The following is a 25,397-nucleotide window of genomic DNA, read 5'->3' on the forward strand; positions in this document are numbered from 1 at the left end:
TGGGGTACATCCGAACGGGAGGGCTTGCCGGGTACAGGCGCGTTGTCTCGGTCTGTCATGGGAACATGCTTTCGATCGTCGTCGTGTGCGAGGCGCGTTTATCCCCTGCCCGACGGCAGCTGGCAAGCACACCCGTCGGCGCCGATGGTCGCATGCCGGATCCTTACCCTCGCTATCGTGCTGCAGACGTTCACAGCGGTCGGCGGTCTGCTGCGCCAGACAACGCCGCTTCGACAATCGGAGCGCCGTCGCCATCCCCGGCGTGAACCTACCGGTACCGAAGACGAGCCTTCGTGAGGCGATCTCTTTCGCCCCAGCCGGCATGTCACAGCTCAAGCGCAGCATGTCATTAAGCTTAACGGGGCGCTGGCACGCGAATTGCGAGGGGATGACGGAAGGCCGCCGCCGCACCTCGTATCGATCCGATGCGGGACGGTTGTGCTCCAAAGCGGGACGATCGACATGAAGACGCGAACATCGACCGAGATTTTCCGGTATTGGCAGAGCCTCTGTGAAAACGGCCGAATCCCGTCACGGGAACACCTGGACCCCGGCGCGATCCGCGACGTCCTGCCGGACGTCTTTATCCTGGAACAGACGGACGCAGACTCGGGCCGGACGATGTCTCCCCGCTTCCGACTGGCCGGAACGCGCCTCTGCGCCTTGTTCGTGCGGGAACTGCGGGGCACCGGGTTTGACACTCTGTGGTCTGCAGCGGACATGCAGGCTCTTAACGACGTCACGCGCCGGGTTCAGCGCGCCGGCGAACCCGCGGTCATCCAGGCGTCCGGCATGACGGGGGGCGGCGAGCGCCTCGCGACGGAGCTCGTCCTCCTGCCGTTGACGTCCCGCAGCGGGCGTCTCGACCGGATCTTCGGATCTCTGGCGCCGACGTCGCGCCCCACCTGGATCGGCGCGCACCCTCTCCCCTTCCTGTCGATCAATCACGTCGACTTTCTCCAGCGGGATACGCCCGTCGGCGACGTTGCGGTGCGGACCACGGTCTCCCGGACCGTCACGTCGGCCCAGCGTCCGACGGCCTTCCACCAGGCTTTGTCCCGCGTCATGCATCTCTCCGTCTTCGACGGCGGAAAGGGGCACTAGGGGTCGCTTTCGAAGACTCTGTTAACCCGGCTCTTGTATTCGTAAACGTGCAAGGTCCACGGGCGTGTCGCGATGTTCAACTTCAAACAGTCTCAAGCTGCGACACCGAAGGCGCACGATGAAAGCGCATTCCAGCGCGTCACCGTGAATCTCGGCGGCCGTCTGATGCTGGCAAGCCATGACGAATATGATTGCACGGCGACGGAGATGTCTCCGGGTGACGTCTTCTTCTCCACGACGGCCCGTCCGCGCATTGGTGAGCGCGTCGTCGCCTATGTCGACCATGTCGGCCGCATCGAGGGGCTTGTTTCCCGGCTCGCCGACCAATCCTTCACTGTCCGGATCAACGCGACGGATCGCAAGCGCGACAAACTCGCCGCACAGCTGACGTGGATTGCCAACAAGCACGAACTCGGACTGCCGGAAGACCGCCGACACGACCGTCTGGCGCCGCGCAAGACCCAGACGGAGATTACGCTCGAGGACGGCACACGCTACGCCTGCCGGATCATCGACCTTTCCCTCTCCGGGGCTGCCGTCGATACGGAATTCCGCTTCGAGCTGGGAACGCCGATCCTTCTCGGCAACATGCGCGGGCGAATCGTCCGCCATTTCCAGGAAGGCGTCGCCATCGAGTTCCTGGGCGTCCAGTCGCGCGACACGCTCCGCGAATTTCTGTAAGCCCCCACTCTCACGACAAGCTACGACCGAGCGCACCGCATTGCCGCGGCGTGACCGCCCGCGCCCGTGCTTTCGCGGGCATGAGCCGTCCTCAGAACCGGTGACGTCGGCCCGCGGCGCCCCCCCTGCAGTCCATGCGTCTGGCGCGGTCGCGAGCGGCCTTTTCAATTATCCTAACCAGATCATGAAGAAGATCGAGGCCGGTTTCCTGTAACGGGACGCCGACCAATGTACCGCAATTCCGGTCCGCCGGCCGTTGCCGTCGGAAAAGACGCTCGACCGCCATTTTGCGTTTACACTTTTATTGTTTCGTTACCGTGCCTTATGCGCGGACGCGTGCCCCATTCCTTACGTTCATCGCTAAACTTTTCGACGAAACCGACTCAAATACATTTAAAACAGTCATCGTGTTTTATGCGTATTTTATATTCAGTTGATCGGCATTTGTACTTTGTTTTACTTCGGACTTTTGGCTGAGATCAAAACGTCCGTGTCATTCTGTGCCTGTAACGGGGACACGGACAATGACAAAAACAAAAAGCTTCAAAGCAGGCTTCTTCGGCATCATCGGCGCGCTTGCCTTGGCGACATCCGCCTTTGCATTCCCAGCCAATATGGAAACGGAAGGACCGACGAATCCGCCTGTCGGACATTACGAGTTTTGCCGCACGGCACCGGACGAATGCCGTGCCAACCCGACCAAGGCAGCACCGCTGACCCTCACGCGCGAGACCTGGAAGACCATTCTCGAAGTCAATTACGACGTCAACGAGCGGATCACGCCGATGACCGACAAGGAAATCTACGGTGTCGAAGAACACTGGGCCTATCCGGAAACCGTCGGCGACTGCGAAGACTACGTTCTCCTGAAGCGTCGCGAGCTGATGCAGGCCGGTATCGCACCGAACAACCTGCTGATCACCGTCGTGCTGCAGCCGAACGGCGATGGACACGCCGTACTGACGGTGCGCACGGACCGCGGAGATTTCATTCTCGACAACATGCGCAGCAAGGTGCTGATCTGGTCCGATACGGAATATACCTACCTGAAGCGGCAGTCTGTCGACAATGCCGGCCGGTGGGTCAAGATCCAGGATGGCCGGGCCGTGGCCGTCGGCAGCGTCCAGACGCAGTAGGCGCGGCTTTCCACCCTTCCCTCGATCCCGAGTTTGGGCCTGCGCGGTGATCCCCGTCACCGGCGGCCCATAAGGCCGGCTCCGCTGTCCCCGGAGCCGGCCTTCTTCGTTTCGCGACGTGATGTCACCGGACGGCGCGCCTGTGCTTTACGGAAAATTAACCTTCCTGCGTCAGCCTGACCCGGTATCGACCTGCGGTTCGTTCATCCGTGCCGGTCGATCCTGTGTCGGGTCGACGCAGGCGCGCGCCGCGCCGGGAGGGATGCTGGAACGATCCGATGACCACTTCATCAGAGCTCGCTGCAACCCCCGGACACTCTTCTCCCGGTGACGCGCCATCACGCTCGCGCCTTCTCCTTTTCACCGGATCGGCGATCGGACTGCTTGCCGCCCTGACAATCGCGATCTGCCTGGCCGGCCCCCGGATCGGCGCGACACTCGCGCTTGGTGGCAACACCACGAGCACGGTCGACACCGACATCGTGATCGGCACCGACCACCTGCGTCTGCCCGCCAACGTCATTCGCTTTGCCGAGCAGCGCACGGCAGGCGCCGCGGAACGCGTCGATCTCTACGCGACCTGGCCCGAAATGCAGGGCTATAGCGACGAAACGCGAAGCCGCTTCAACGATGTCACGCGCACGGACGGGCTCGTCTTCCTGCAGATCTCCCAAAGCACCATGTCGCGCGACATGTCCGGCCGCATCGCGCCGATCTATCGTCACCTGTTCGAAGGCGACCCCATCCCCGGCCCTGCCGGCCTGACCGGTCATCGCATGAAAGCCACATCGGGATACGGCGCCGAGATCTTTTTCACCGCGTCGTCGACCGCAACATCTGCTCCAGCAGACTACGGCGTCCGCTGCCTCATGCCGGAGCGCCCGGAGCTTGCCACCAGCGCGGATTGTCAACGCGACGTGCATGCGGGCCAGGATCTCGTGGTGCTCTACCGGTTCTCCAGCCAATTGCTGCCACAATGGCACGCCATCGACGAGGCCGTTCGGCACTTCGTCGACGCAAAACGCGTTCCTTGACGCCAAGAAGATCATCAACGGCCGCGGTCCCGCGGAGCGATTTCGGGCAGCGCGATGTGTGTCGATTTTGAAACCAATCCTTCATCATAAACCGATTGGTAACGCTGTGAGGATAAAGTCTGGGCAACGGTCGTCCGTAGGGGGGCGATGCCCGGACGACAATTTTTGACCTGAGAATGAAGAGAAGCGTAGTGTCCATGCCAACATTGAACGGTTCCACCGAGCGTCAGCCGACCCCATTCTTCAAATCGGCTTCACGTATGATCGTTGCCTCCGTCGTGGCGGTCTGTGTCTTTGCAGCCCCCGCTCTGGCCGCCAAATATGCCGGCATCGTCGTCGATGCGAAAACCGGCAAGGTGCTTTACAGCGAAGATGCCGACAGTCTGCGCTATCCTGCTTCGCTGACGAAGATGATGACCCTTTACCTGACCTTCGAAGCGCTCGAAGCTGGAAAGGTGCGCAAGGACACGCCCGTCCCCTTCTCCAAGCACGCCTCTGCCGAGCCTCCATCCAAGCTCGGCGTGCGCGCCGGCCAGACGATCACGGTCGAGCAGGCAATCCAGGCGCTCGTCACGCGCTCCGCCAATGACGCTGCAACGGCTCTCGGCGAGTTCCTCGGCGGCTCGGAAGAGCGCTTTGCCCGGATCATGACTAGCAAGGCCCGTGCGCTCGGCATGACGCGTACAACCTACCGCAATGCCAATGGCCTGCCGAACGACGACCAGATGACGACCGCTCGCGACCAGGCCCGGCTCGGCATGGCGCTGCGTCAGCATTTTCCTCAGTATTATAGCTACTTCTCGACGCGCAGCTTCACCTTCGGCCGTCAGGTCATCGGCAACCACAACCGTCTTCTCGGCAATGTGCGCGGTGTCGACGGCATCAAGACGGGCTATACCCGTGCAGCCGGCTTCAACCTTGTGACCTCGGCACAAGCCGATGGCCGCAGCATCGTCGGTGTCGTTCTCGGCGGCAAGTCCGGCGGTGCCCGCGATGCCCAGATGCGCGCGCTCGTCGCCAAGTACATGCCGGCAGCGTCGCGCAGCGGCAGCGGCAATCTCGTTGCCGAAACCCAGGACGCGCCGACGCTTTCGGCCAGCGAGCCGCGCACGGTCTCGACCGCAGCGGCGACCGGCGGCAGCTTCAACCTGCCCAACAGTGGCCCGGTCCCCGGCGCCCGCTACAGCGACGAAACGACCCGCAGCGTCGAGGTCGCCTATGCTGCCGAGCCGAAGGCCAGCGCCAACCCGGTACTTGCCGCCAAGCCGAACACCCTGGAAGCCCAGAGCCAGAAGCTTGCCTCCCTCGGCACCAACACCGCCATCGATCGCCAGGTCACGAATTCCGTCGCCAAGAAGGTCTCCGAGCCCGTGACGGAAGACGCGGCATCCGCCGGTCTGTCCGGCTGGATCATCCAGATCGGTGCAACGCCAGACAAGGACCAGGCCATGACGCTTCTTGGCAACGCCAAAGAAAAGGGCGGCAAGGCGCTCTCCGCCGCCAAGCCCTTTACCGTGGCCGTTTCGAGCGGCAGCAGCCAGCTTTATCGCGCGCGCTTCGGTGGTTTCTCCAGCCAGGACAAGGCCGTCAACGCCTGCTCGGCTCTGAAGAAGAAGGGTTTCGCCTGCTGGGCCGCCGCCCAGTAAGGTCTCAGGATTGGCCGACGGGAACGCCGGCCACCTCACACAATATCGAAATGCCGGCGTCTGTTGTTGCGCCGGCCTCCTCCTCGGGTTTGTTTTGCGTCAACGGGGTCCGTCATGTCGATGAATGAAAACGGTTCGGGAGCACCTCTGGTCCCCGACAACAAGGTTCGCCGCGCACCGCGCCGGGGCCTCCATCCACTCCACGAAGCAGCCATGCGCATTGCCGAACTGGGATCAAAGCCGCGGTCGAAGACCAAGGATCTCGTCGGAATGCTCCTCACCCATGGCGCACGAGCCTGGCGCTCGACGCAGCCGGATGTGGTCATCCACCTCCACGTGACTGCACCATCGTCACGCCGGCCGGTTCGACTGAGAATCAAATAACCTGACGTGACAGACAATCCGACAAAGCCCGCCGCGCAGACCCGCCGGCGGGCCTTGTCGTTTGGGCATGTCGATCAGAGGAGGCCGAGTTCGGTCAGTTCGCGCCGGAGGTCGCTCGGCATGTCGGCCGTCTCGGATGCGAGGTCGCGTGGCGCATCGGCGTCCGTCAGATAGCGCCAGCCCTGGAAGGGACGACGCGGCTGAAAATCGGTGTCGATGACCTCGGGGCCGAGAACGAGATTGCAGCGTCCAATGCCTTCGCCATCCGTGAACGGCGCGATATCGAGAATGCGCTGGCGGGCCTGCACCTGGCCCTTGATCACCCAGTAGAGCGAGCCGCCGTCGAGCAGTTCCTCCGTGCGCTTGGGCACCATGCGGGTGGTATGAACGGAGTGCGGCGCGTGGCCGGCCGACATCGCGTTCAGCGCGCGATGGGCGACCCATTCGCGCAGATCGTCGATGGAATCCGCGCCGACGCAAAGCTTGAGAAGATGCAAGGCCATGATGCCGCGTTCAACACGCTTGCCAGCGGCCCGTCAAGAGCCACACGGCATCAGCACTCGACAACATTGACCGCGAGGCCCCCCGTCGACGTTTCCTTGTACTTGTCGTGCATATCGACGCCCGTCTGGCGCATCGTTTCGATGCAGGCATCGAGCGGCACGAAATGGCTGCCATCCCCCTTGAGCGCGAGCGATGCGGCCGTGACCGCCTTGACGGCGCCCAGCGCATTGCGCTCAATGCAGGGCACCTGCACGAGCCCCCCCACCGGATCGCAGGTCATGCCGAGGTGATGTTCCAGTGCGATCTCGGCGGCATTCTCGATCTGCTCGGGCGTGGCTCCCATCACGGCGGCGAGGCCCGCGGCGGCCATGGCCGATGCGGATCCCACCTCTCCCTGACAGCCGACCTCGGCACCGGAGATCGAGGCATTGAACTTGATGATTCCACCGATGGCAGCCGCGGTCAGAAGATAGTCCCGGATCCCGTTCTCATCCGCGTCTTCATGAAAATGCAGGTAGTAGCGGATGGTCGCGGGCACCACGCCGGCCGCGCCATTGGTCGGCGACGTCACGACCCGCCCACCCGCCGCGTTTTCCTCATTCACGGCCATGGCGTATACGCTCAGCCAATCATTGGCGAGCAGCGGATTAATTTTGTTGGACCGCCATTCCTGTTCGAGCTTGTCATGGATCATGCCGGCCCGGCGCCGCACCTTGAGACCGCCCGGCAGGATGCCCTCCTGCGAGAGTCCCCGATCGATGCAGCTCTTCATCGCGGCCCAGATCCGGTCGAGTCCGGCATCCAGCTCTTCGCGTGACATGGAGCATTCCTCGTTCGCGCGCTTCATCTGGGCGATAGAAAGCCCCGAACGCGCCGCCATGTCGAGCATCTGCTTCGCGTTGGCAAAGGGATAGGGCACCTTGATCCCACCCGGCTTGGTCTTGGAAGCGCGCATCGCCTCGAGTTCCGTATCCGTCACGACGAAGCCACCGCCGATGGAGTAGTAGATGCGCTTCACGAGCAGGCGCCCGTCCCTGTCGAGAGCGGAGAAGGACATGCCATTGGCGTGGCCCGGCAGCGGCACCTTCTTGTCGAAGAAAAGATCGCTCTTTGGCTGGAACCGATAGGTGGGGTGACCCGGCGGCGTGACCTCTCCGCTCCGCTCGACGGCTTCGATGATCGCGTCCATGCGATCGGGATCGACCTGGTCGGGACGCTCGCCTATCAGGCCGAGCACGACCGCCCTGCCCGATCCATGGCCGATGCCGGTATGCGCAAGCGAACCATGCAGGCTGACGGTTATGGCCGCCACGGACGCACCCGCGGGACGAGGCCAGTCCGCGGACAGCAGAAGCTCCAGAAAGCGATTGGCCGCGGACATCGGCCCCATCGTATGGGAGCTCGACGGACCGATGCCGATCTTGAACACATCGAATACGGAAAGAAACATGCAAACCCCGCTCTGCGCCCGTCCGCGCATTCCTGACCACCGACCATAGGTCATCGCCGTCGCATCCGGGCGGCGACCGACCGACATCCGATGAGGCGCACGCGACATAGGCCGCCGACGGACTTTGCAGCATATTGCTTTTTCGCAAGAGCGTGCCACAAGAGCCGCATGGTTCTGCTCGATTATATCGCACTCTTGCTGTTTGCGCTGCTGTGGGGCGGCTATGTCTGGATCACGGACCGCCGCACGGTCTTCGGTCGGACAAGCCTCTCGCGACTGATGATCGAGCGACGCCGCCGATGGATTCTCAATTCGCTCAATCGCGACCTGAAAATGATCGATACCCAGATCATCGCCGGCCTGCAGGCCGGAACCGCGTTCTTCGCGTCGACCTGTATCTTTGCGCTCGGCGGCTGCTTCGCGCTTCTTGGCCGCGCCACGGAGGCACAGGCGATCTTCAACGATCTGCCCTACGTCGTCCAGGGCGGAAGAACAGCCTTCGAACTGAAGGTCAGCGGACTGACCTGCATCTTCGGCTATGCCTTCTTCAAGTTCGGATGGTCCTACCGGCTGTTCAACTACTGCTCGATTCTCATCGGCGGCATCCCCATGCTGTCGGAAACCAAGGTCGATCGTGCGTTTGCCGAACGGGCGGCCGAGCGTGCGATTCGCATGAACGTGGTCGCTGCCAAGCACTTCAATGCAGGGCTGCGCAGCATCTTCCTGTCAATCGGCTATCTTGGCTGGTTCGTCAGCCCCTATATCCTCATCGGTGCCACCGGCATCGTCATCGTCGTTCTCTTTCGACGTCAGTTCTTCTCCGAGGCGCGGGAAGCGCTCCTCGAACCGTAGATCCCGCCGGCCGCGCGCCGGCCTGTCATCCTGACGTTTCGCGTGCTCCGGAACACTCTTGCTTCCATCTTCGCCGAGCATGCTTCAGGGGAGTTTGCATGTCATTGACCCATCAGACCGCACCACTTGACGACGCCTCCGTCATCCCACCGGAGACCGGCCGCCGCGAGCGTCATCGCCTCGGTTGGCTGGACGTCGTGCGCGGCATCGCGATCCTTGCGATGGCGAGCTATCATTTCTCCTGGGATCTCGAACATTTCGGATATTTAGCACCCGGTACGGTTGGCATCGGCGTGTTCAAATATTACGCCCGCGGCATCGCCAGCACCTTTCTCTTCCTTGCCGGCTTCAGCCTCGTGCTCGGTCACTTTCCCCGCCTTCGCCGCCCCGCATTCTTCAAGCGCTTTGTCCGGATCGTGGCCGCGGCCGTGGTGATCAGCATCGCGACCTGGTATGTCTTTCCGGCGGAATACATCTTCTTCGGCATTCTCCACGCGATTGCAGCAGCGAGCCTGATCGGCATCCTGTTTCTTCGCCTTCCGGTCGCAATCACGCTTGCGGCTGCCATTGCCGCATTCGCAGCGCCGCTGTACCTGCGCTCATCGTTCTTCGAAGCGCCTGCACTCTTGTGGGTCGGCTTGTCGGAAACGCTGCCGCGATCAAACGACTATGTCCCGCTCCTGCCCTGGCTCGCGCCGTTTCTCACCGGCATTGCGCTCGGCCGGATCGCTCTTTCGCGTGGTTGGCTCAAGCCGACCGGACCGGCCCGAGAGACAACGGGGCCGGTCTCCCGCGGGCTTGCCTTTGCCGGCCGGCACAGTCTGCCGATCTATCTTCTGCATCAGCCGCTGCTGTACTCGGTCGTTGCGCTGGTCGCCATGGTCTACCCGGCGCCGCGGCCCGATCCGCGTCCGGCCTTCCAATCGAGCTGCATGGCGACCTGCACCGGCGACGAGACGCAAGCGTTCTGTTCGAGCTTCTGCGGGTGCACGCTCGACAAGCTGGTGGAGGAAAATCTTCTCGACCCTCTGGATCGGGGTCAGACCGACGTCGAGATGAACCGCCAGGTCTCGGAGATTGCCGGTCAGTGCACGATGAAGGCGCGGGAATAGCGCCCGAAAAACAAAAACGCCGCGGCGGGTGAGCCGCCACGGCGATCGACTGTTCATGCTCCGAGGGATGTGGTCAGGTCCCGACGCCGATTTCGGCGAGCCGCGTCAGGCAGGCTTCCTCGACATTGCTCATTTCCGCGAGCGTTTCCTCGATATCCCGGCGCTTCTGGATCAGTTCCGCCCGCTTGTCCTCAAGCCGCTTCATCATCAGCCGGAGCTGACCGGCTTCGCCTGGTGGCTCCTTGTAGACCTGGATGATTTCGCGGATCTCGGCGATGCTGAAGCCGATCCGGCGTCCGCGCAGAATTTCCTTGATCAGATGCCGATCCGTCGAACGGAAGAACCGGGTCCGACCGCGTCGCTCAGGGTGGATCAACCCCTCGTCCTCATAAAAACGAAGGGTGCGGGTGGAGACACCGAATTCTCGTGTCAGTTCTGTGATGGTATAATACTTGTCCAAACCGTGCCTCATCTGCCAGACCAAATCCTGATCGACATTTACGTAAAAGTCAATCGGCAGGGACATGTCGGTGATCTCCGGCCTTGATGGGCGGGAAACCGCGTTCCGATAAAGCGAGGTCGTTCAGTGGATCCCGAACCACCAGGTGGCGAGGCCGAGAAAGGCAAAGAAGCCCGTGACGTCCGTGACGGTCGTCACGAACACCGCTGACGAAACGGCCGGATCCGCACCGAACTTGTCGAGCAGCAAGGGAATGAAGATCCCCGCAAGTGCCGCGGCGATCATGTTGATCAGCATGGCGGTCGCGATGATGCCGCCGATATCGGCACTGTGGAACCACAGGCCGGCGGCGAGGCCGATGAGGAGGCCGAACAGAGCGCCGTTGATGAGGCCGACGCCCGCTTCGCGCCGGATAACCCGGAAGGCGTTGTGAATGTCGAGATCGCGCGTCGCCAGCGCCCGCACCGTGACCGTCATCGTCTGCGACCCTGCATTGCCGCCCATGCCGGCCACGATGGGCATGAGGACGGCCAGTGCCACGATGTGCTCGATCGCCTTGTCGAACAGCCCGATGACGGAGGCGGCAAGGATGGCCGTCAACAGGTTGACCATCAGCCACACGACGCGCGAGCGCGAGGTATCGATCACCGAGTCGGACAGCTCTTCGTCGCCGACGCCGCCGAGGCGCATGATGTCTTCCTCGGCCTCTTCCTGGATGACGTCGACGACGTCGTCGATGGTCAGCACGCCGACGAGACGCTGGTTCTCGTCGACGACGGCAGCCGAGAGCAGGTTATACTGTTCGAAGACCTGGGCGGCTTCTTCCTGGTCCATTTCCGCGGGGACCGGATGATTGGTCTCGCGCATGATCGATTCGATTTTCACCGACCGTTTGGTGCGCAGGATGCGATCGAGATCGATCGTTCCGAGGAGACGGAATGTCGGATCGATCACGAAGATCTGGGTAAAACTCTCGGGAAGCTCGGTGTCCTCGCGCATATAGTCGATGGTCTGCCCCACCGTCCAGAAGGGCGGCACGGCGACGAACTCCGTCTGCATGCGTCGGCCGGCCGTCGATTCGGGATAGTCCAGCGAGCGGCGCAGGCGCACGCGTTCGGTGAAGGGAAGCTTGGCGAGGATCGCTTCCTGATCCTCCTGGTCCATATCCTCGAGAATGTAGACGGCATCGTCCGAGTCCATCTCGCCGAGCGCCGCGGCAATCTGCTCGTTCGGCAGATGCTCGACGATGTCGAGGCGAATGGCTTCGTCAACCTCCGTCAGCGCCGAGAGATCGAATTCGTCGCCCAGCAGCGACACCATGGCCCGCCGCTGTTCCGGATTGATCGCCTCGAGCAGGTCGCCCATTTCGGACGCATGGAGCCGCGCGACATGCTGACGCAGATAGAGCACGTCGCGATCGGCGATCGCTGCGCCGACATGCATGAGATAGTCGGAACGCACCGAGCCGTCCTCGGCGTAGATGTCAGCCCCGTCATAGGCATCATCCGCTTCGGGAACGCGCGTCTCCAGGTCGTCGCCGGTGTTGCTCATCTGCCCGCCTCGCGATCGTTCAGCCGTTTTCGGCGCCGGGACGATGCCCGAAGCTTGAAGAAAAGGCTCTGCCAGTGTCTCGATGGTTGCAGGCCGAAAACAGGGCCGGCCGCACTTCGTGCTAGACCAAGGACGTGCCCGGGTCTACCGAAGATGCGGCTCCGGCCGGACATATCGGAAAAATTTGTTCAAGCTGTTGCAGAACCTGACAAATCGAAGTCAAATCGGCACCCGTCCAGGCCGTTTCCGCGGCCCTCTGGCGCAGGCGTGCCTTGCCCCATCGCACCTGTTCGAGGCCGTCTGGACCCTGGAACACGACACGCCGGAGCCCGCATGACGATCCGACCGATCCTTCGTTTCCCGGATGTCCGCCTCAGGACGCCAGCGGACCCGGTCACCGCATTCGACGGGGCGCTCGCGTCGCTGGCGGCCGATCTCGTCGACACCATGCGCGCCGCTCCGGGCGTCGGCATCACCGGCCCGCATATCGGCGTTCTCCAGGCGATCACCGTGATCGAGATCGCGCCATCGGCCGGTCCGCGAATCTTCGTCAATCCGGTCGTCGTCAGCGCCTCCCGGGAAACCATTCGCCAGAGGGAAGGCAGCGTCTCCATGCCGGGCTTCACCGACGAGGTCGAACGACCCGCGCGGGTCGACGTCCGCTACCAGACGCTTGACGGCCTGTGGCAGAACCTGGAGGCGGACGGATGGATGTCGGCCTGCCTGCAGCACGAGATCGACCAGATCAATGGCATCTTCTGGCTCTATCGCCTGTCGCGGCTGAAGCGGGAGCGGTTGGTCAAGACCTACGAGAAGGGGCTGAAGCTTGGATAGCACAGCCGCGAGGGCCCGCATCGCAACCATCTGCCGTCGTTCAGGCACAAAAAAACCGGCCTAAGCCGGTTTCTGTTGGTGCGGTCGAGAAGACTCGAACTTCCACGGGTTGCCCCACAGCGACCTCAACGCTGCGCGTCTACCAATTCCGCCACGACCGCATCGTGGTAGATCCGAATTGCTCCGGCGGGGGTGCATGTAGCAAAAGGATTTGGGGGGCACAAGGGCGTGAAGCGGAAAAGTTCTCCGGCGTGGAAACTATTTGAAAGGCCTGTGGACAGTGCCCGAAAATCCGCCTTTAACCCACCCTCACGGCATCCCATCTAAACGCGATCCCCGGTTCGCCGCGCCGTCTGGCCGAGGGCTCGGGATCGGCCCGACATGACAACGGACCTGCTTGGCGCCGGATCGCTCCGGGCCGACCGCAGGCTTTCTTCAGGAAGACCCATGCAGCGCGACGCTCTCGACAGCCGTTTCTTCGCCGTTGACGGAAGCCCGCCGGTCCGCTGGCGGATTGCCGACGGGCTCGTGCCCTATCCGGACGCCGTCGAGACGATGGAGCGGGAGGTGGCGGCGATCGCTGCCGGCGAGGCGGACGAGCTCGTCTGGCTCGTCGAGCATCCGCCGCTCTACACGGCGGGCACCAGTGCCGATGCGGCGGATCTCGTCATGCCTGACCGCTTCCCGGTCTTTTCAACGGGGCGCGGGGGTGAGTACACCTATCATGGTCCCGGCCAGCGCGTGGTCTATGTCATGCTCGATTTGAAGCGGCGGCGGCAGGATGTTCGCGCCTTCGTGGCCGCGCTCGAGGATCTCGTCATCCGCACCCTGGCCAGCATGAACGTCACCGGCGAGCGACGCGAAGATCGCGTGGGCGTCTGGGTCCGTCGTCCCGAAAAGGCGCCCCTGCCCGACGGAACGCCCGTCGAGGACAAGATCGCCGCGATCGGCATTCGTCTGCGCCGCTGGGTAAGTTTTCACGGGCTGTCGTTGAACGTCGATCCCGACCTCGACCATTTCGGCGGCATCGTGCCCTGCGGCATTCGCGGGCACGGCGTGACCAGCCTCGTCGATCTCGGATTGCCCGTCATGATGGAGGACGCGGACATGCGGCTGCGGGACGCCTTCGACGCGGTCTTCGGTCCGACCGTTGCGGAACCGACGGCGCGGTCGGCCGTCAGGTCGCCGGCTGGCGACGCTCCCGCCAGATCATGAACAGGCCCGACCCAACGATGATCCCGACGCCCAGCCATTTGGAGGCCGTCGGAAACTCGCCGAACACGAGATAACCGAGAATCGTCGCCGCGATGATCTCGAAATAGTGCAGCGGCGCGAGCACCGAGGCGGGCGCAGCTTGGAAGGCCTTGACCACCATCAGGTGCCCGTAGCCGGAAATCGTGCCGAGCACGATGACGAGCCCCCACCCCAGGGGTGTCGGCGGCAACGACGGGACGAAATCCTCCGCGCCCATGCCATGACCGAGAGCGAGCGTCGCACCCATGAACAGCGTGCCGCCGAATCCCGCGAAGGTCTGCATCGCAAGCGGCGTGTCGGCGGCGCCCGAAGCCCGGTTCATCAGGAGGTAGCAGGCAAAGAGAAAGGCGCAGGCCACGGGCATCAGCGCCGTCAGGCCGAACGCCTGAAAGCTCGGCTGAATGACGATCATCGCGCCGGAAAAGCCGATGCCGATCGCGGTCCACCGCCGCCAGCCGACCTTCTCGCCGAGAACCAGCGCCGAGAGACAGGTCAGGATGAATGGCTCCACGAAATAGATCGCAAACACGTCGGCAAGCGGCATGTACTTGACCGACGTGAAGAACAGCAGCGACGCCGCGGCCAGCAGCACGCCGCGCAGCATGTTGTACCAAAGCCGTTGCGGCACGAGCGCCTTCGGACCGCCCAGTCGGAGCAGCATCGGCAGCGTTGCGACCAGCTGAAAGAAAAAGCGATAGAACGTCACCTGTCCCGGCGACATTCGAAGTTCGACGGCCATGTACTTCGCGATGGCATCCATGCAGGGCAGGATCATCATGGCGGTGACCAGGAGCACCGCGCCCTGCATCACCGTGGTGGGCATCACGGTGGTGGGCAAGACTGTGGTGGGCACGACCGGTTGGGGCGAAGCGGACGATGGTGGACGGGTCATGCGAATCAGGCTCCAGATCCGAGGTCGGACGCGCCCATGGCAATGCCCTCCGAGCGGTTTCTGCAAGGCGTCGCTCGACGGATTTTTGCCGCTTCGGGCTCTTTTCTTTCGCGGTCGTGGATGTAGGCTCGGGTGAAGAGGTTTCCTGCGGCCCACGGCACCCGTCCCGTGATCGAGCCAGCGGGAACATGATGAGGAGAGCGCCATGCGCCCATCGACTGACGGCATGATGGCCATGCTGCGGCAGCCGCACGATACGGATACGGCGGGCGGCCGTCTTTTCCGCGCGCGCGGCGCGCTCAACCTCAGCCTCGACGATCTCGCCGAGCGTCTGGGGGTCCCGCCGGATACGGTCTCCGACTGGGAGCGCGACAGGAGCGCGCCCGAGGGGGAGACGCTTGCCCTGCTCGCGGATCTTCTTGGCGTCACGTCGCTGTGGCTGACGGCCGGGATCGCGGAGCCGTCCGGCGTCACGCTGTCTCCTTCTGCCGCACAGGCCCTGATCGAGGAACTCGCCAGCGCAAGACGGCTGCACACGCAGGCGGGAAAGGCGATCGACGCGCTTGAGACCTCGCTTCGCCGTGCCCTAAAGGGTATCTGAACAGACATATCGAATCATGCAGGCCGGACATCCGGCGCTGCGCCCCCTCAAGAGCTTTGGATCCAGGAGACATTTCATGGACGTTCGCGCTGCCCTTGCCGTTCAGGCTGGCAAACCCCTCGAAATCATGACCGTGCAACTGGAGGGCCCGCGTGCCGGCGAAGTCCTCGTCGAAATCAAGGCGACCGGCATCTGCCACACTGACGAGTTCACCCTCTCGGGCGCCGATCCGGAGGGCCTGTTTCCGGCCATTCTCGGCCATGAGGGTGCCGGCATCGTGGTGGATGTCGGTCCGGGCGTGACGTCGCTGAAAAAGGGCGATCACGTCATTCCGCTCTACACGCCGGAATGCCGGGAGTGCTATTCCTGCCTGTCGCGCAAGACCAATCTCTGCACCTCGATCCGCGCCACGCAGGGCCAGGGCCTGATGCCGGACGGCACCTCGCGTTTCTCCATCGGCAAGGACAAGATCTTCCATTACATGGGCTGCTCCACCTTCGCGAACTTCACCGTCCTGCCGGAAATTGCGCTCGCCAAGGTGAACCCGGACGCCCCCTTCGACAAGATCTGCTACATCGGCTGCGGTGTGACGACAGGCATCGGCGCCGTCATCAACACGGCGAAGGTCGAGATCGGCTCGACGGCCATCGTCTTCGGTCTCGGCGGTATCGGTCTGAACGTCCTGCAGGGCCTGCGCCTTGCCGGCGCAGACATGATCATCGGTGTCGACATCAACAATGACCGCAAGGCCTGGGGCGAGAAATTCGGCATGACGCACTTCGTCAATCCGAAGGAGGTCGGAGACGACATCGTGCCCTATCTCGTCAACATGACGAAGCGCAACGGCGACACGATCGGTGGCGCTGACTATACCTTCGACTGCACCGGCAACACCAAGGTCATGCGCCAGGCGCTGGAGTCGTCGCACCGCGGTTGGGGCAAGTCCGTCATCATCGGCGTTGCCGGCGCGGGTCAGGAAATCTCCACCCGGCCCTTCCAGCTCGTGACCGGCCGCAACTGGATGGGCACGGCCTTCGGCGGCGCCCGCGGCCGCACGGACGTGCCGAAGATCGTCGAGTGGTACATGGAGGGCAAGATCCAGATCGATCCGATGATCACCCACACGATGCCGCTCGAGGACATCAACCGGGGCTTCGACCTGATGCATGCCGGCGAGAGCATCCGCAGCGTCGTGATCTATTGATGACGGACACGCGCTACGAGGTCGATCTGCGGACGATGGACGCCCTGTCGGCGACCGACCTCTATGCCCTGCTGAAACTGCGCGTCGACGTCTTCGTGGTGGAGCAGACATGCCCCTATCCGGAACTCGACGGCAAAGATGCATCCGCACTGCATCTGCGCCTTCTCGACGACGGTGTGCTCCTCGCGTCCGCCCGGCTGCAGCCGCCCGCGGATGCGCAGACGCCGGCCCGCATCGGCCGCGTGGTCGTTTCGCCTGACCATCGCGGCAAGCACCTCGGCCACGCGCTCATGCGGGAGGCGATCTCCGCCTGTGAGACCGCCTTTGGAGGCGCGCCGATCGCGCTGTCCGCACAGAGCCATCTGCGGGCCTTCTATGCAAGCTTCGGCTTTGAGGAGACGTCCGCCGAGTATGTCGAAGACGGCATCCCGCATGTCGACATGGCGCGGCGCGCGTCGCCCGTTTCCGGAGAGGTCGCGTGATCTACGTCGATGCCGATGCCTGCCCGGTCAAGCCGGAAATCCTGAAGGTTGCCGAACGGCATGACCTGCCGGTCACGCTCGTCGCCAATTCCGGACTTCGTCCGTCGCGCGACCCCATGGTCACGCATGTCGTGGTGTCGTCCGGCTTCGATGCGGCGGACGACTGGATCGCGGAGCGGGCCGGGCCCGGCGACGTGGTCATCACCGCCGACGTGCCGCTCGCGGGACGGTGCGTCGCCAAGGGTGCGCTCGTCACGGGGCCGACAGGCCGCGTGTTCGATGTCGCCAACATCGGCATGGCGACGGCCATGCGGGATCTCGGCGCCCATCTGCGGGAAACGGGCGAAAGCCGGGGCTTCAATGCCGCCTTCACCGCCCGCGACCGCTCCGCTTTTCTGGAAACCCTCGACCGGCTGTGCCGGCGCGCGAAACAGGCCTGAGGCCGTGGCCGGTGCACGGAGCGGGCTCATTCCGCGGCGACATCTTCCGTTCTCGCTCGGTGCGATGGCTGCCGCTCTGTCGCTACCGCTCGGCCTTCTCCAGAGCGAGCGCTTCGGCATCGAGCTTGCGGCCGTTCTCTTCTTTCTCGTCTATCTCGTAATGATCGCGATCCGCATGCCCAAGCTCAGCGGCGCCTTTCTGAAAGAGAATGCGGCGGGCACCGACGAGCCGGAGTTCGTGATCCTCGGCGTCACCCTGGCTGCCGTCGTGATCTGCCTCGTGTCCCTGTTTCAGGCGCTCAACGAGAAGGATGGCGCGCCTCTTCCCGAGCAGATCCTCGCCTTCGCCTCGGTCGCGCTCGGCTGGCTGACGGTCCACACGATGGCCGCCATCCACTATGCCCACCGCTACTGGAGCCCCGACCTTGCCGAAGACGGCACGGGGCAGGATGGCGATCGCCGCGGCCTCGACTTTCCGGGAACGGACATGCCGGGGATCTTCGACTTCCTCTATTTTTCCTTCGTCATCGGCATGACCGCACAAACCTCGGATGTGGCGATCAACACCACGGCCATGCGGAAGATCAATCTGCTCCACGCCGTCGTCTCCTACTTCTTCAACACCGTGCTCATCGCCGTGGCGGTCAACGCCGCGGTCGCCCTGCTCTGACGTATTGTCCGCCATGCCCAAAAGGAATCTGTCATGAACGTCCTGTCCCAGAACATCGCCTTCGGCGGCATGCAAGGCGTCTACGCGCATCGGTCCGACGCCTGTGATTGCGATATGACCTTTGCCGTCTTCGTGCCGCCGCAGGCGGTCAGCCAGCCCTGTCCGGTCGTCTGGTATCTGTCCGGCCTGACCTGCAGCCATGCCAACGTGATGGAGAAGGGCGAATATCGCCGGCTCGCCGCAGAGCTCGGCCTGATCATCGTCTGCCCGGATACCAGTCCCCGCGGCGACGACGTTGCAGACGAGGCCGCCAACTGGCAGATGGGCAAGGGCGCCGGCTTCTATCTCGATGCGACCGAGGAACCCTGGGCGCGGCACTACCGGATGGAAACCTACATCACGCAGGAACTCCCGGCGCTGATTGCCGCGCAGTTCCGTGCCGACATGAACCGCCAGGCCATCTTCGGTCACTCGATGGGCGGTCACGGCGCCCTGACGCTCGCACTGAAGAACCCGGATCGCTTCAAGAGCTGCTCCGCCTTTGCCCCCATCGTCCAGCCATCGACGGCCGATTGGTCGATGGGCGCGTTTGGAAAATACCTGGGCACCGACAAAGCCGCCTGGCGCGCCTACGACGCATGCGCGCTGGTCGAAGACGGCGCCCGCTTCCCGGAATTCCTGATCGACCAGGGAACGGCGGACGGATTTCTCGACAGCGGACTGCGCCCGCATCTTTTCGAGGAGGCCGTCAAGGGGACGGGTATTGCCCTGACGCTGCGGATGCAGGAGCGTTACGACCACTCCTACTACTTTATCTCCACCTTCATGGACGATCATCTGCGTTGGCATGCGGAGCGCCTCGCATGAGGCAGGAGAGCGCACAGGGCGTTTGTCCGTCGTCGGGGCGGCAAGCGCGCGGGGGCCGGTGGTGAACGTTTTTCTGGTTGCTCTCGGCGGGGCCGTCGGCTCCGTGCTCCGCTATCTCTCGGGCCTTGCCTGTGCTCGGCTGATGGGAACCGGCTTTCCCTGGGGCACACTGTTCGTCAACGTCACCGGCTCGTTTCTGATCGGCGTATTCTCCGAAATCATCGCCCGGCGATGGGGAGCCTCGCCCGAACTGCGCCTCTTTCTCGTGACCGGCGTTCTCGGGGGCTACACCACCTTCTCGGCCTTTTCGCTCGATGCCGCGATGCTGGCCGAACAGGGGCAATGGCCGTCCGCCATCGTCTATATTGCCGCCAGCCTTGTCCTTTCCGGGCTTGGCGTCGTCGCAGGTCTGGCCCTGATGCGCGCAATCGTCTAAAGCGGGCGCTAGACGACGATGATGGAAGGCGGGCTTTGACCGCCGAGGACGAAAGACCAGGACATGGCGGGTATCGAGCACAAGACGGTGGAAGCCGATGAAAACGGCATGCGCCTCGATCGCTGGTTCAAGGTGCACTATCCCGGCCTCGGCTTCGGGCCGTTGCAGAAGCTGTTGCGCTCGGGCCAGGTCCGCGTCAATGGCGGCCGTGTGAAATCCGACTTTCGCGTGGAAGCCGGCCAGTCGATCCGCATTCCGCCGATGGACGTCGATGAAAACCGCAAGTCCGGGCCGATCCCGAACCATGACCTGAAGCACTCTTCCGACCACGAGCTGCTGTCGCGCATGCTGTTGCATGAAGACGCCAAGGTCATCGTGCTCAACAAGCCACCGGGCATCGCCGTGCAGGGCGGGTCCGGTCTTAACCGGCATATCGACCAGATGCTGGAGGCCTGGACCAGTCCGAAGGGTGAAAAGCCGCGCCTCGTGCACCGGCTCGATCGGGACACGTCCGGCGTGCTGGTCGTCGCACGCACCCGCGGCGCCGCGCAGAAGCTGACGGCAGCCTTTCGCGAACGCGACACGAAGAAGACCTACTGGTCGCTGGTCAAGGGCGTTCCGCGCAAGCGGGAGGACAAGGTATCGAGCTGGCTCGTCAAGGAGCAGACGCCGGACGGTGATCGAATGCGCATTGCCCGCCACGGCGACGATGGCGCAGATCATGCGATTTCCTACTACCGGGTGCTCGAGCAGGCGGGCCAGAACTTTGCCTGGCTGGAGATGGAGCCCTATACCGGCCGAACCCATCAGCTGCGCGTCCACGCCCTGCATATCGGTCACCCGATCCTCGGCGACCCCAAGTATTTCGACGACGCGCCCAGCTGGAATTTCCCGAGCGGAGTCCAGAACCGCCTGCATCTGCATGCGCGCAGGATCGACATCCCGCATCCCGATGGCGGGCGTTTGACCATCACCGCCCCGATGCCCCAGCATATGGTCCAGACGTGGAACCTCTTCGGTTTCGACATGGCCAACGCCGGAGAGGACTGATGCAGCTCGTCCTGTTCGATTGCGACGGCACTCTGGTCGATAGTGCCGGCGTGATCCATGCGACGATGGCACAGACGTTTCAGGCGTTCGACCGCGTGCCGCCCTCTCTGGAAGAAACGAAGTCGATCATCGGCCTCACTCTCGACATCGCGATTGCCAGGCTGACTGGCGAACCGCATGTCGACGACCGGGCGCTTGCGATGACGGCCCACTACAAGGCCATCTACGCGGATGTCCGTGCCGCTGGCCTCTCGGAACAGCCGTTTGCCGGCATCGCCGCCCTGATGCAGACACTGGCACGACGGCCGGATCTGGTCATCGGCGCGGTCACGGGGAAATCGCGCCGCGGGCTGGATATGATCCGCACGGCGCACGGCTTCGACTTCAGGGTTTCGCGCACGGCGGACGACTGCCCTTCCAAGCCGCACCCCGCCATGGTCACCGAATGCTGCGCGGAGGCCGGTTTCGCCCCCGGCGATACGCTTGTCATCGGTGATGCGATTTACGATATGCAGATGGCAAAGAGTGCCGGCGTCACGGCAATCGGCGTTTCCTGGGGCTATGCCCCGACAAGCGCCCTCCTTGCCGCCGGCGCAAATCATATCGTCGAGACGCCGGACGATATTCTTGCCTTGCTGGAGACTGCGCATGCCTGATATCCGCGACGAATTCACGAACACGTTCAGCGATCCCGATCCTGTCCGCCGCGCGCAGATCCAGATGCTGAAGCCGTTGCCGAAACGATTCTACAAGGACGTTTCGATCGGCCCCGCCGAGGACGACAGCTTCGCCATCCTGCTCGACGGGCGGCCGGTGAAGACCCCCGCCAAGCAGGCGCTTGTCGTACCGACGAGGAGGCTGGCCGAGTATCTGGCCGCGGAGTGGGAGGCGCAGGTCGAGAACATCGATCCCGGCACCATGCCGGTCACGCGTCTTGTCAACAGCGCGCTCGATGGCGTGTCGAAGGACATTCGCGGCGTCTTCGACGACATCCTCACCTTCTCGGGCACGGATATGCTCTGCTACCGCGCCGACCAGCCGGAGGGTCTCGTGGCCCGCCAGCAGGCGCAATGGGATCCGATCCTCCGCTGGATGGCAGAGACGTTCGGGGCGCATTTCATCCTGGCCGAGGGCGTGATGCATCAGAGCCAGCCGCAGGCCGCGATCTCCGTTTTCGCCCGTGCGTTGGAGGCCTACCAGACACCGATCGCGCTTTCGGCCCTCCACGCCATGACCACGCTGACGGGCTCCGCGATACTGCCGCTCGCCATTGCCGAGCGCCGCCTCGGCGTCGACGAGGCCTGGGCGCTTGCGCATCTCGACGAGGACTGGCAGATCGAGCATTGGGGCACCGATGACGAAGCGTTCCAGCGGCGCGAGCTGCGCTGGCGCGACATGCAGGCGGCCAGCGCCGTTCTCGATTCGCTCAGGCGCGATTGACGCTCACGCCGTCAGCTTGAGCCCGGCTATGCCTGCGACGATCAAGCCGATGCAGCCGAGCCGAACCGCGGTCGCCGGCTCGGCAAACAGGACGATGCCGAGAATGACGGTGCCGACCGTGCCGATCCCGGTCCAGATCGCATAGGCCGTGCCGAGCGGCAGTGTCCGCAGCGCCACGCCGAGGAGCACGACGCTCGCAACCATGGCGGCAATGGTGAAGATGGTGGGCAGCGGTTTCGAGAAACCCTCGGTGTATTTCAGGCCGATCGCCCATCCGATTTCGAACAGTCCGGCGAGAAACAGAAAAAACCAGGCCATGGAGATCACTCCTGTGAGGAGCGAGGCCGTCCCCGCATGGATGAAACGATGTCGCGGTCGTCCGCGCCCCCTCATGCCATACCCTGCCCGGCCTGGCAACGATCAGCGCTCGCCGCCGCGCTCCTTGCGCAGCTTCTCCCACCAATCGAGCCGCTTGCGGATGTCCCGCTCAAAACCCCGTTCCGGCGGATCGTAGAAGGTCTGCCGCCCCATCTTCTCGGGAAAATAATCCTGACCGGAGAAGGCATCGGGCTCGTCGTGATCGTAACGATAGCCATCCCCATAGCCCTCCCCCTTCATCAGCTTCGTGGGCGCATTCAGGATGTGCTTGGGCGGCAGCAGCGACCCATTCTGCTTTGCGGCGCGCATCGCGGCCTTGTAGGCCGTGTAGACGGCATTCGATTTCGGGGCCGTCGCGAGGTAGACGCAGGCCTGCGCCAGCGCAAGCTCGCCTTCCGGCGAGCCGAGATAGTCGTAGGCATCCTTTGCGGCGTTACAGACGACCAGCGCCTGGGGATCCGCAAGGCCGATATCCTCCACCGCCATGCGCACGAGACGCCGCCCGAGATAGAGCGGATCCTCCCCGGCATCGAACATCCGGCAGAGGTAATAGAGAGCCGCATCGGGATCGGAGCCCCGCACGGCCTTGTGGAGCGCAGAAATCAGATTGTAGTGCCCGTCCTGCCCCTTGTCGTAGACCGGCGCCCGGCGCTGGACGACCTCCTGCAGCCCCGCCACGTCGAAGATCTCGTCCTTCCGCGCCGCACGCCAGACCTCCTCGGCCAGCGTCAGCGCGGCCCGCCCGTCTCCGTCCGCCATGCGGACCAGGCTTGTGCGCGCCTCCTCGTCGAGCGGCAGGGGCTTTGCCTCGGTCGTCTCCGCCCGCGCCAGAAGTTCGCGCAGGCTGTCCTCGTCGTGGGACCGGAAGGTCAGCACGCGTGCGCGGGAAAGCAGCGCCGCATTCAGCTCGAAGGACGGGTTTTCCGTGGTGGCACCGACGAGGATGATGGTTCCGTCTTCCATGACGGGCAGGAAACTATCCTGCTGGGCCCGGTTGAACCGATGGATCTCGTCCACGAAAAGCAGGGTCTGGCGGCCGGACATGCGCCGTGTCCGCGCCATCTCGAACACTTTCTTGAGATCGGAGACGCCCGAGAAGATTGCGGATATCTGCTCGAAGGCGAGACCGGTCTCACCGGACAAGAGCCGCGCGACGGTGGTCTTGCCCGTTCCGGGCGGCCCCCAGAAGATCATCGAGCCCAGCGAACCCGAATCGATCATCCGCCGCAACGCGCCGTCTTCTCCTGTCAGATGCGGCTGGCCCGTGACGTCCGCCAGTGTCTGCGGCCTCAGCCGGTCGGCAAGCGGGCGCCGGGCCTGGAGCTCCTGAGGCTCGTTCGGCGCGAAAAGGTCGCTCATCGGAAGAACTGGCGGATCCGCTGTCCGTCGCGCTCGATCTCCACCCGCCAGAAGGCCGGATCATCTGACGTCGCCTTGACGAGCGTCTCCGTCTTGTCGATCGGCACGCCATTCACGGCGACAATGATATCCTTCGGCGCAAAGCCGACGCGGGCGGCGGGCGAGCCACGATTGACGGCGGTGATCACAACGCCTTCCGAGGTCGCCGGCATGTGCAGCTCATCGGCAAGACGGGGCGACAGGTTGCCGACCACAGCACCGGCAAACGGCGTGCGGCCCTCGATCAGCCGTTCATCCCGGGGCGCTGTCTCCGGCGCGCGCTCCAGCCGCAATGTGACCTCACGAACCTTGCCGTTGTTCGCCACGCTCAGACGCGCGTCCTTGCCGATCCCAACGGTGGTCAGCCGGTATCCGAGCGCGTCGGGATGTTCGACCGCAATCCCGTTCACGGCCGTCACGACTTCGCCTGGACGAATGCCGGCCTTCTCCGCCGGTCCGCCCTCGATCACCGAACTCACGAGCGCGCCCCGCGCTCGATCCAGTCCGAGCGCCTCGGCAACTTCCGAGGTGACGGGTTCGAAGCTCGCGCCGATAAACGGACGGATGAAACTGCCGGTCCCACCCTTTGCAGACTCGATGAAGACCTTCACGAGATTTGCCGGAATGGCGAAGCCGACGCCGTTCGAGCCTCCGCCACGCGAGAAGATGGCTGTGTTGATCCCGATCAGCTCCCCCTTCATGTCGATCAGCCCCCCGCCCGAATTGCCCGGATTGATGGCCGCATCGGTCTGAATGAAGAAGCCGAAATCGCTGCCCGGCGTCACCTGATTGCGCGCCAAAGCCGACACGATGCCGCTCGTGACCGTCTGCCCGACGCCGAAGGGGTTGCCGATCGCAAGAACGAGATCGCCGACCTCAACGCTGTCCGAATCGCCGAGCGGGATGGTCTGGAAGGGCGCACTTCCCTCGATCTTGAGAACGGCGAGGTCCAGCCGGTCGTCCTTCAGGACAACCTTCGATTCGAACTCGCGTCCATCCGCAAGCGCGACCTTGATATCGTCAGCCCCCTCGATCACGTGGTTGTTGGTGACGACGATACCATCCGCTCCGACAATCACGCCCGAGCCCAGCGACGACTGCTTCTCGGACCGGTTCGGCATGCGCTGGCCGAAGAACTGTTGCAGGAACGGATCGTCCGCAAGCGGCGAGCGGCTTTCGACCAGTTTTTCCGCGTAGACATTGACGACCGCATTCGCCGTCTGCTTGACGAGCGGCGAGAAGGACATCTGCATTTCGGCGCGGTTTTCGGGAACCGCTTTCGCAGTAGCCGGGCGTTCGCTGCTCATGCCCGCCACCGGTGCGGTCACCGCACTCGTCTTGACCTGATCGACAGCCGTATGGGCCTCGCTCAGGTCCGTGGGCGCCACGAAGTGCGCCAGAAACATGATGATGACGAGGCCGGCAATGCCGGACAGGACGAGCGACAATGGCGAGCGGCGCATGGAGAACCTTTGATGCAGATGTAACAGGCTTGTCGTGCAGAAATAGGATGATACGGCCGGAAAGCAAAGCGGTC

Annotated in this window: 28 protein-coding genes and 1 tRNA gene; 20 read left to right on the forward strand and 9 right to left on the reverse strand. The window is 63.7% G+C overall.

Features of this window, described 5'->3' with window-relative positions; translation table 11 throughout:
• The first annotated feature begins 462 nt into the window (after positions 1-462).
• The 6 genes from ASG25_RS00960 to ASG25_RS00985 all read left to right on the forward strand — a co-directional run bounded on the left by ASG25_RS00960 (position 463) and on the right by ASG25_RS00985 (position 5,985).
• Entirely contained in the window at positions 463-1,104 is a 642-nt protein-coding gene (locus tag ASG25_RS00960; protein WP_062468210.1) for a PAS domain-containing protein, read from the forward strand.
• A gap of 72 nt (positions 1,105-1,176) precedes the next feature.
• Entirely contained in the window at positions 1,177-1,785 is a 609-nt protein-coding gene (locus ASG25_RS00965; RefSeq protein ID WP_062468211.1) for a PilZ domain-containing protein, read from the forward strand.
• Positions 1,786-2,309: 524 nt separating this feature from the next.
• A complete protein-coding gene (locus ASG25_RS00970; protein WP_062468212.1) occupies positions 2,310-2,921 on the forward strand; it encodes a transglutaminase-like cysteine peptidase in 612 nt (203 codons plus the stop codon).
• Between the two features lie 278 nt (positions 2,922-3,199).
• Positions 3,200-3,955, forward strand: coding sequence for a hypothetical protein (locus tag ASG25_RS00975; protein WP_062468213.1), 756 nt, complete (start codon positions 3,200-3,202; stop codon positions 3,953-3,955).
• 197 nt (positions 3,956-4,152) lie between these two features.
• Complete coding sequence (locus tag ASG25_RS00980) at positions 4,153-5,601, forward strand: SPOR domain-containing protein (RefSeq protein ID WP_062468214.1); 1,449 nt, start codon at positions 4,153-4,155, stop codon at positions 5,599-5,601.
• Positions 5,602-5,715: 114 nt separating this feature from the next.
• Complete coding sequence (locus ASG25_RS00985) at positions 5,716-5,985, forward strand: hypothetical protein (protein WP_062468215.1); 270 nt, start codon at positions 5,716-5,718, stop codon at positions 5,983-5,985.
• Between the two features lie 74 nt (positions 5,986-6,059).
• Here ASG25_RS00985 and ASG25_RS00990 read toward each other — a convergent pair whose 3' ends face one another.
• Positions 6,060-6,488, reverse strand: a complete 429-nt coding sequence (locus ASG25_RS00990; protein ID WP_062468217.1) for a DUF1489 family protein — start codon at positions 6,486-6,488, stop codon at positions 6,060-6,062.
• Positions 6,489-6,538: 50 nt separating this feature from the next.
• The gene (locus ASG25_RS00995; protein WP_062468221.1) at positions 6,539-7,939 is read right to left on the reverse strand and encodes an L-serine ammonia-lyase; all 1,401 of its coding nucleotides are present in this window, start codon (positions 7,937-7,939) and stop codon (positions 6,539-6,541) included.
• 168 nt (positions 7,940-8,107) lie between these two features.
• Here ASG25_RS00995 and ASG25_RS01000 point away from each other — a divergent pair, with 168 nt between their 5' ends.
• Entirely contained in the window at positions 8,108-8,791 is a 684-nt protein-coding gene (locus tag ASG25_RS01000; RefSeq protein WP_062468222.1) for a DUF599 family protein, read from the forward strand.
• A 98-nt stretch (positions 8,792-8,889) separates the two neighbouring features.
• Positions 8,890-9,903: a DUF1624 domain-containing protein gene (locus tag ASG25_RS01005; protein ID WP_082479800.1), complete on the forward strand. Its 1,014-nt coding sequence runs from the start codon at positions 8,890-8,892 to the stop codon at positions 9,901-9,903.
• Between the two features lie 73 nt (positions 9,904-9,976).
• Here ASG25_RS01005 and ASG25_RS01010 read toward each other — a convergent pair whose 3' ends face one another.
• Complete coding sequence (locus ASG25_RS01010) at positions 9,977-10,363, reverse strand: MerR family DNA-binding transcriptional regulator (protein WP_062471827.1); 387 nt, start codon at positions 10,361-10,363, stop codon at positions 9,977-9,979.
• 123 nt (positions 10,364-10,486) lie between these two features.
• The gene (gene mgtE, locus ASG25_RS01015; protein WP_062468224.1) at positions 10,487-11,914 is read right to left on the reverse strand and encodes a magnesium transporter; all 1,428 of its coding nucleotides are present in this window, start codon (positions 11,912-11,914) and stop codon (positions 10,487-10,489) included.
• A gap of 333 nt (positions 11,915-12,247) precedes the next feature.
• On the opposite strand from mgtE, the gene ASG25_RS01020 reads away from it, so the two are divergent.
• Entirely contained in the window at positions 12,248-12,748 is a 501-nt protein-coding gene (locus ASG25_RS01020) for a peptide deformylase (RefSeq protein ID WP_062468226.1), read from the forward strand.
• Positions 12,749-12,824: 76 nt separating this feature from the next.
• Here ASG25_RS01020 and ASG25_RS01025 read toward each other — a convergent pair.
• A tRNA-Leu gene (locus ASG25_RS01025) sits at positions 12,825-12,909 on the reverse strand.
• Positions 12,910-13,195: 286 nt separating this feature from the next.
• Here ASG25_RS01025 and lipB point away from each other — a divergent pair.
• A complete protein-coding gene (lipB, locus tag ASG25_RS01030; RefSeq protein WP_062468228.1) occupies positions 13,196-13,963 on the forward strand; it encodes a lipoyl(octanoyl) transferase LipB in 768 nt (255 codons plus the stop codon).
• Here lipB and ASG25_RS01035 read toward each other — a convergent pair.
• Positions 13,926-14,810 carry a DMT family transporter gene (locus tag ASG25_RS01035; protein ID WP_062468231.1) on the reverse strand — a complete coding sequence of 295 codons (885 nt, stop codon included), beginning with the start codon at positions 14,808-14,810 and terminating at the stop codon, positions 13,926-13,928. The genes lipB and ASG25_RS01035 overlap by 38 nt on opposite strands.
• 289 nt (positions 14,811-15,099) lie before the next feature.
• Here ASG25_RS01035 and ASG25_RS01040 point away from each other — a divergent pair, with 289 nt between their 5' ends.
• From ASG25_RS01040 to ASG25_RS01085, 10 genes are all read left to right on the forward strand, one after another.
• Positions 15,100-15,495 carry a helix-turn-helix transcriptional regulator gene (locus tag ASG25_RS01040; RefSeq protein WP_062468233.1) on the forward strand — a complete coding sequence of 132 codons (396 nt, stop codon included), beginning with the start codon at positions 15,100-15,102 and terminating at the stop codon, positions 15,493-15,495.
• A gap of 76 nt (positions 15,496-15,571) precedes the next feature.
• Positions 15,572-16,699: an S-(hydroxymethyl)glutathione dehydrogenase/class III alcohol dehydrogenase gene (locus ASG25_RS01045; protein ID WP_062468235.1), complete on the forward strand. Its 1,128-nt coding sequence runs from the start codon at positions 15,572-15,574 to the stop codon at positions 16,697-16,699.
• Entirely contained in the window at positions 16,699-17,181 is a 483-nt protein-coding gene (locus ASG25_RS01050; RefSeq protein ID WP_062468237.1) for a GNAT family N-acetyltransferase, read from the forward strand. The genes ASG25_RS01045 and ASG25_RS01050 overlap by 1 nt, the downstream gene beginning before the upstream one ends.
• Positions 17,178-17,621, forward strand: coding sequence for a YaiI/YqxD family protein (locus ASG25_RS01055; RefSeq protein WP_062468239.1), 444 nt, complete (start codon positions 17,178-17,180; stop codon positions 17,619-17,621). The genes ASG25_RS01050 and ASG25_RS01055 overlap by 4 nt, the downstream gene beginning before the upstream one ends.
• A gap of 64 nt (positions 17,622-17,685) precedes the next feature.
• A complete protein-coding gene (locus ASG25_RS01060; RefSeq protein ID WP_062471830.1) occupies positions 17,686-18,291 on the forward strand; it encodes a DUF1345 domain-containing protein in 606 nt (201 codons plus the stop codon).
• Positions 18,292-18,324: 33 nt separating this feature from the next.
• A complete protein-coding gene (gene fghA / locus ASG25_RS01065; protein ID WP_062468240.1) occupies positions 18,325-19,158 on the forward strand; it encodes an S-formylglutathione hydrolase in 834 nt (277 codons plus the stop codon).
• 58 nt (positions 19,159-19,216) lie between these two features.
• The gene (gene crcB / locus ASG25_RS01070; RefSeq protein WP_062471833.1) at positions 19,217-19,594 is read left to right on the forward strand and encodes a fluoride efflux transporter CrcB; all 378 of its coding nucleotides are present in this window, start codon (positions 19,217-19,219) and stop codon (positions 19,592-19,594) included.
• Between the two features lie 63 nt (positions 19,595-19,657).
• Positions 19,658-20,644 (forward strand): RluA family pseudouridine synthase, encoded by a 987-nt coding sequence (locus ASG25_RS01075; protein ID WP_062468242.1) that lies wholly within the window; start codon positions 19,658-19,660, stop codon positions 20,642-20,644.
• Positions 20,644-21,300 (forward strand): HAD-IA family hydrolase, encoded by a 657-nt coding sequence (locus ASG25_RS01080; protein ID WP_062468244.1) that lies wholly within the window; start codon positions 20,644-20,646, stop codon positions 21,298-21,300. The genes ASG25_RS01075 and ASG25_RS01080 overlap by 1 nt, the downstream gene beginning before the upstream one ends.
• Positions 21,293-22,084, forward strand: coding sequence for an ATP12 family chaperone protein (locus ASG25_RS01085; RefSeq protein ID WP_062468246.1), 792 nt, complete (start codon positions 21,293-21,295; stop codon positions 22,082-22,084). Before ASG25_RS01080 ends, ASG25_RS01085 begins: the two co-directional genes overlap by 8 nt.
• 3 nt (positions 22,085-22,087) lie before the next feature.
• On the opposite strand, the gene sugE is transcribed toward ASG25_RS01085, so the two are convergent.
• The 3 genes from sugE to ASG25_RS01100 all read right to left on the reverse strand — a co-directional run bounded on the left by sugE (position 22,088) and on the right by ASG25_RS01100 (position 25,167).
• The gene (gene sugE, locus ASG25_RS01090; RefSeq protein WP_062468248.1) at positions 22,088-22,402 is read right to left on the reverse strand and encodes a quaternary ammonium compound efflux SMR transporter SugE; all 315 of its coding nucleotides are present in this window, start codon (positions 22,400-22,402) and stop codon (positions 22,088-22,090) included.
• A gap of 102 nt (positions 22,403-22,504) precedes the next feature.
• Positions 22,505-23,821 (reverse strand): replication-associated recombination protein A, encoded by a 1,317-nt coding sequence (locus ASG25_RS01095; protein ID WP_062468250.1) that lies wholly within the window; start codon positions 23,819-23,821, stop codon positions 22,505-22,507.
• Positions 23,818-25,167: a DegQ family serine endoprotease gene (locus tag ASG25_RS01100; protein WP_062471837.1), complete on the reverse strand. Its 1,350-nt coding sequence runs from the start codon at positions 25,165-25,167 to the stop codon at positions 23,818-23,820. Before ASG25_RS01100 ends, ASG25_RS01095 begins: the two co-directional genes overlap by 4 nt.
• Positions 25,168-25,397: the final 230 nt, after the last annotated feature.

The organism is Rhizobium sp. Leaf384, from assembly GCF_001424065.1.
GTDB lineage: Bacteria > Pseudomonadota > Alphaproteobacteria > Rhizobiales > Rhizobiaceae > Ferranicluibacter.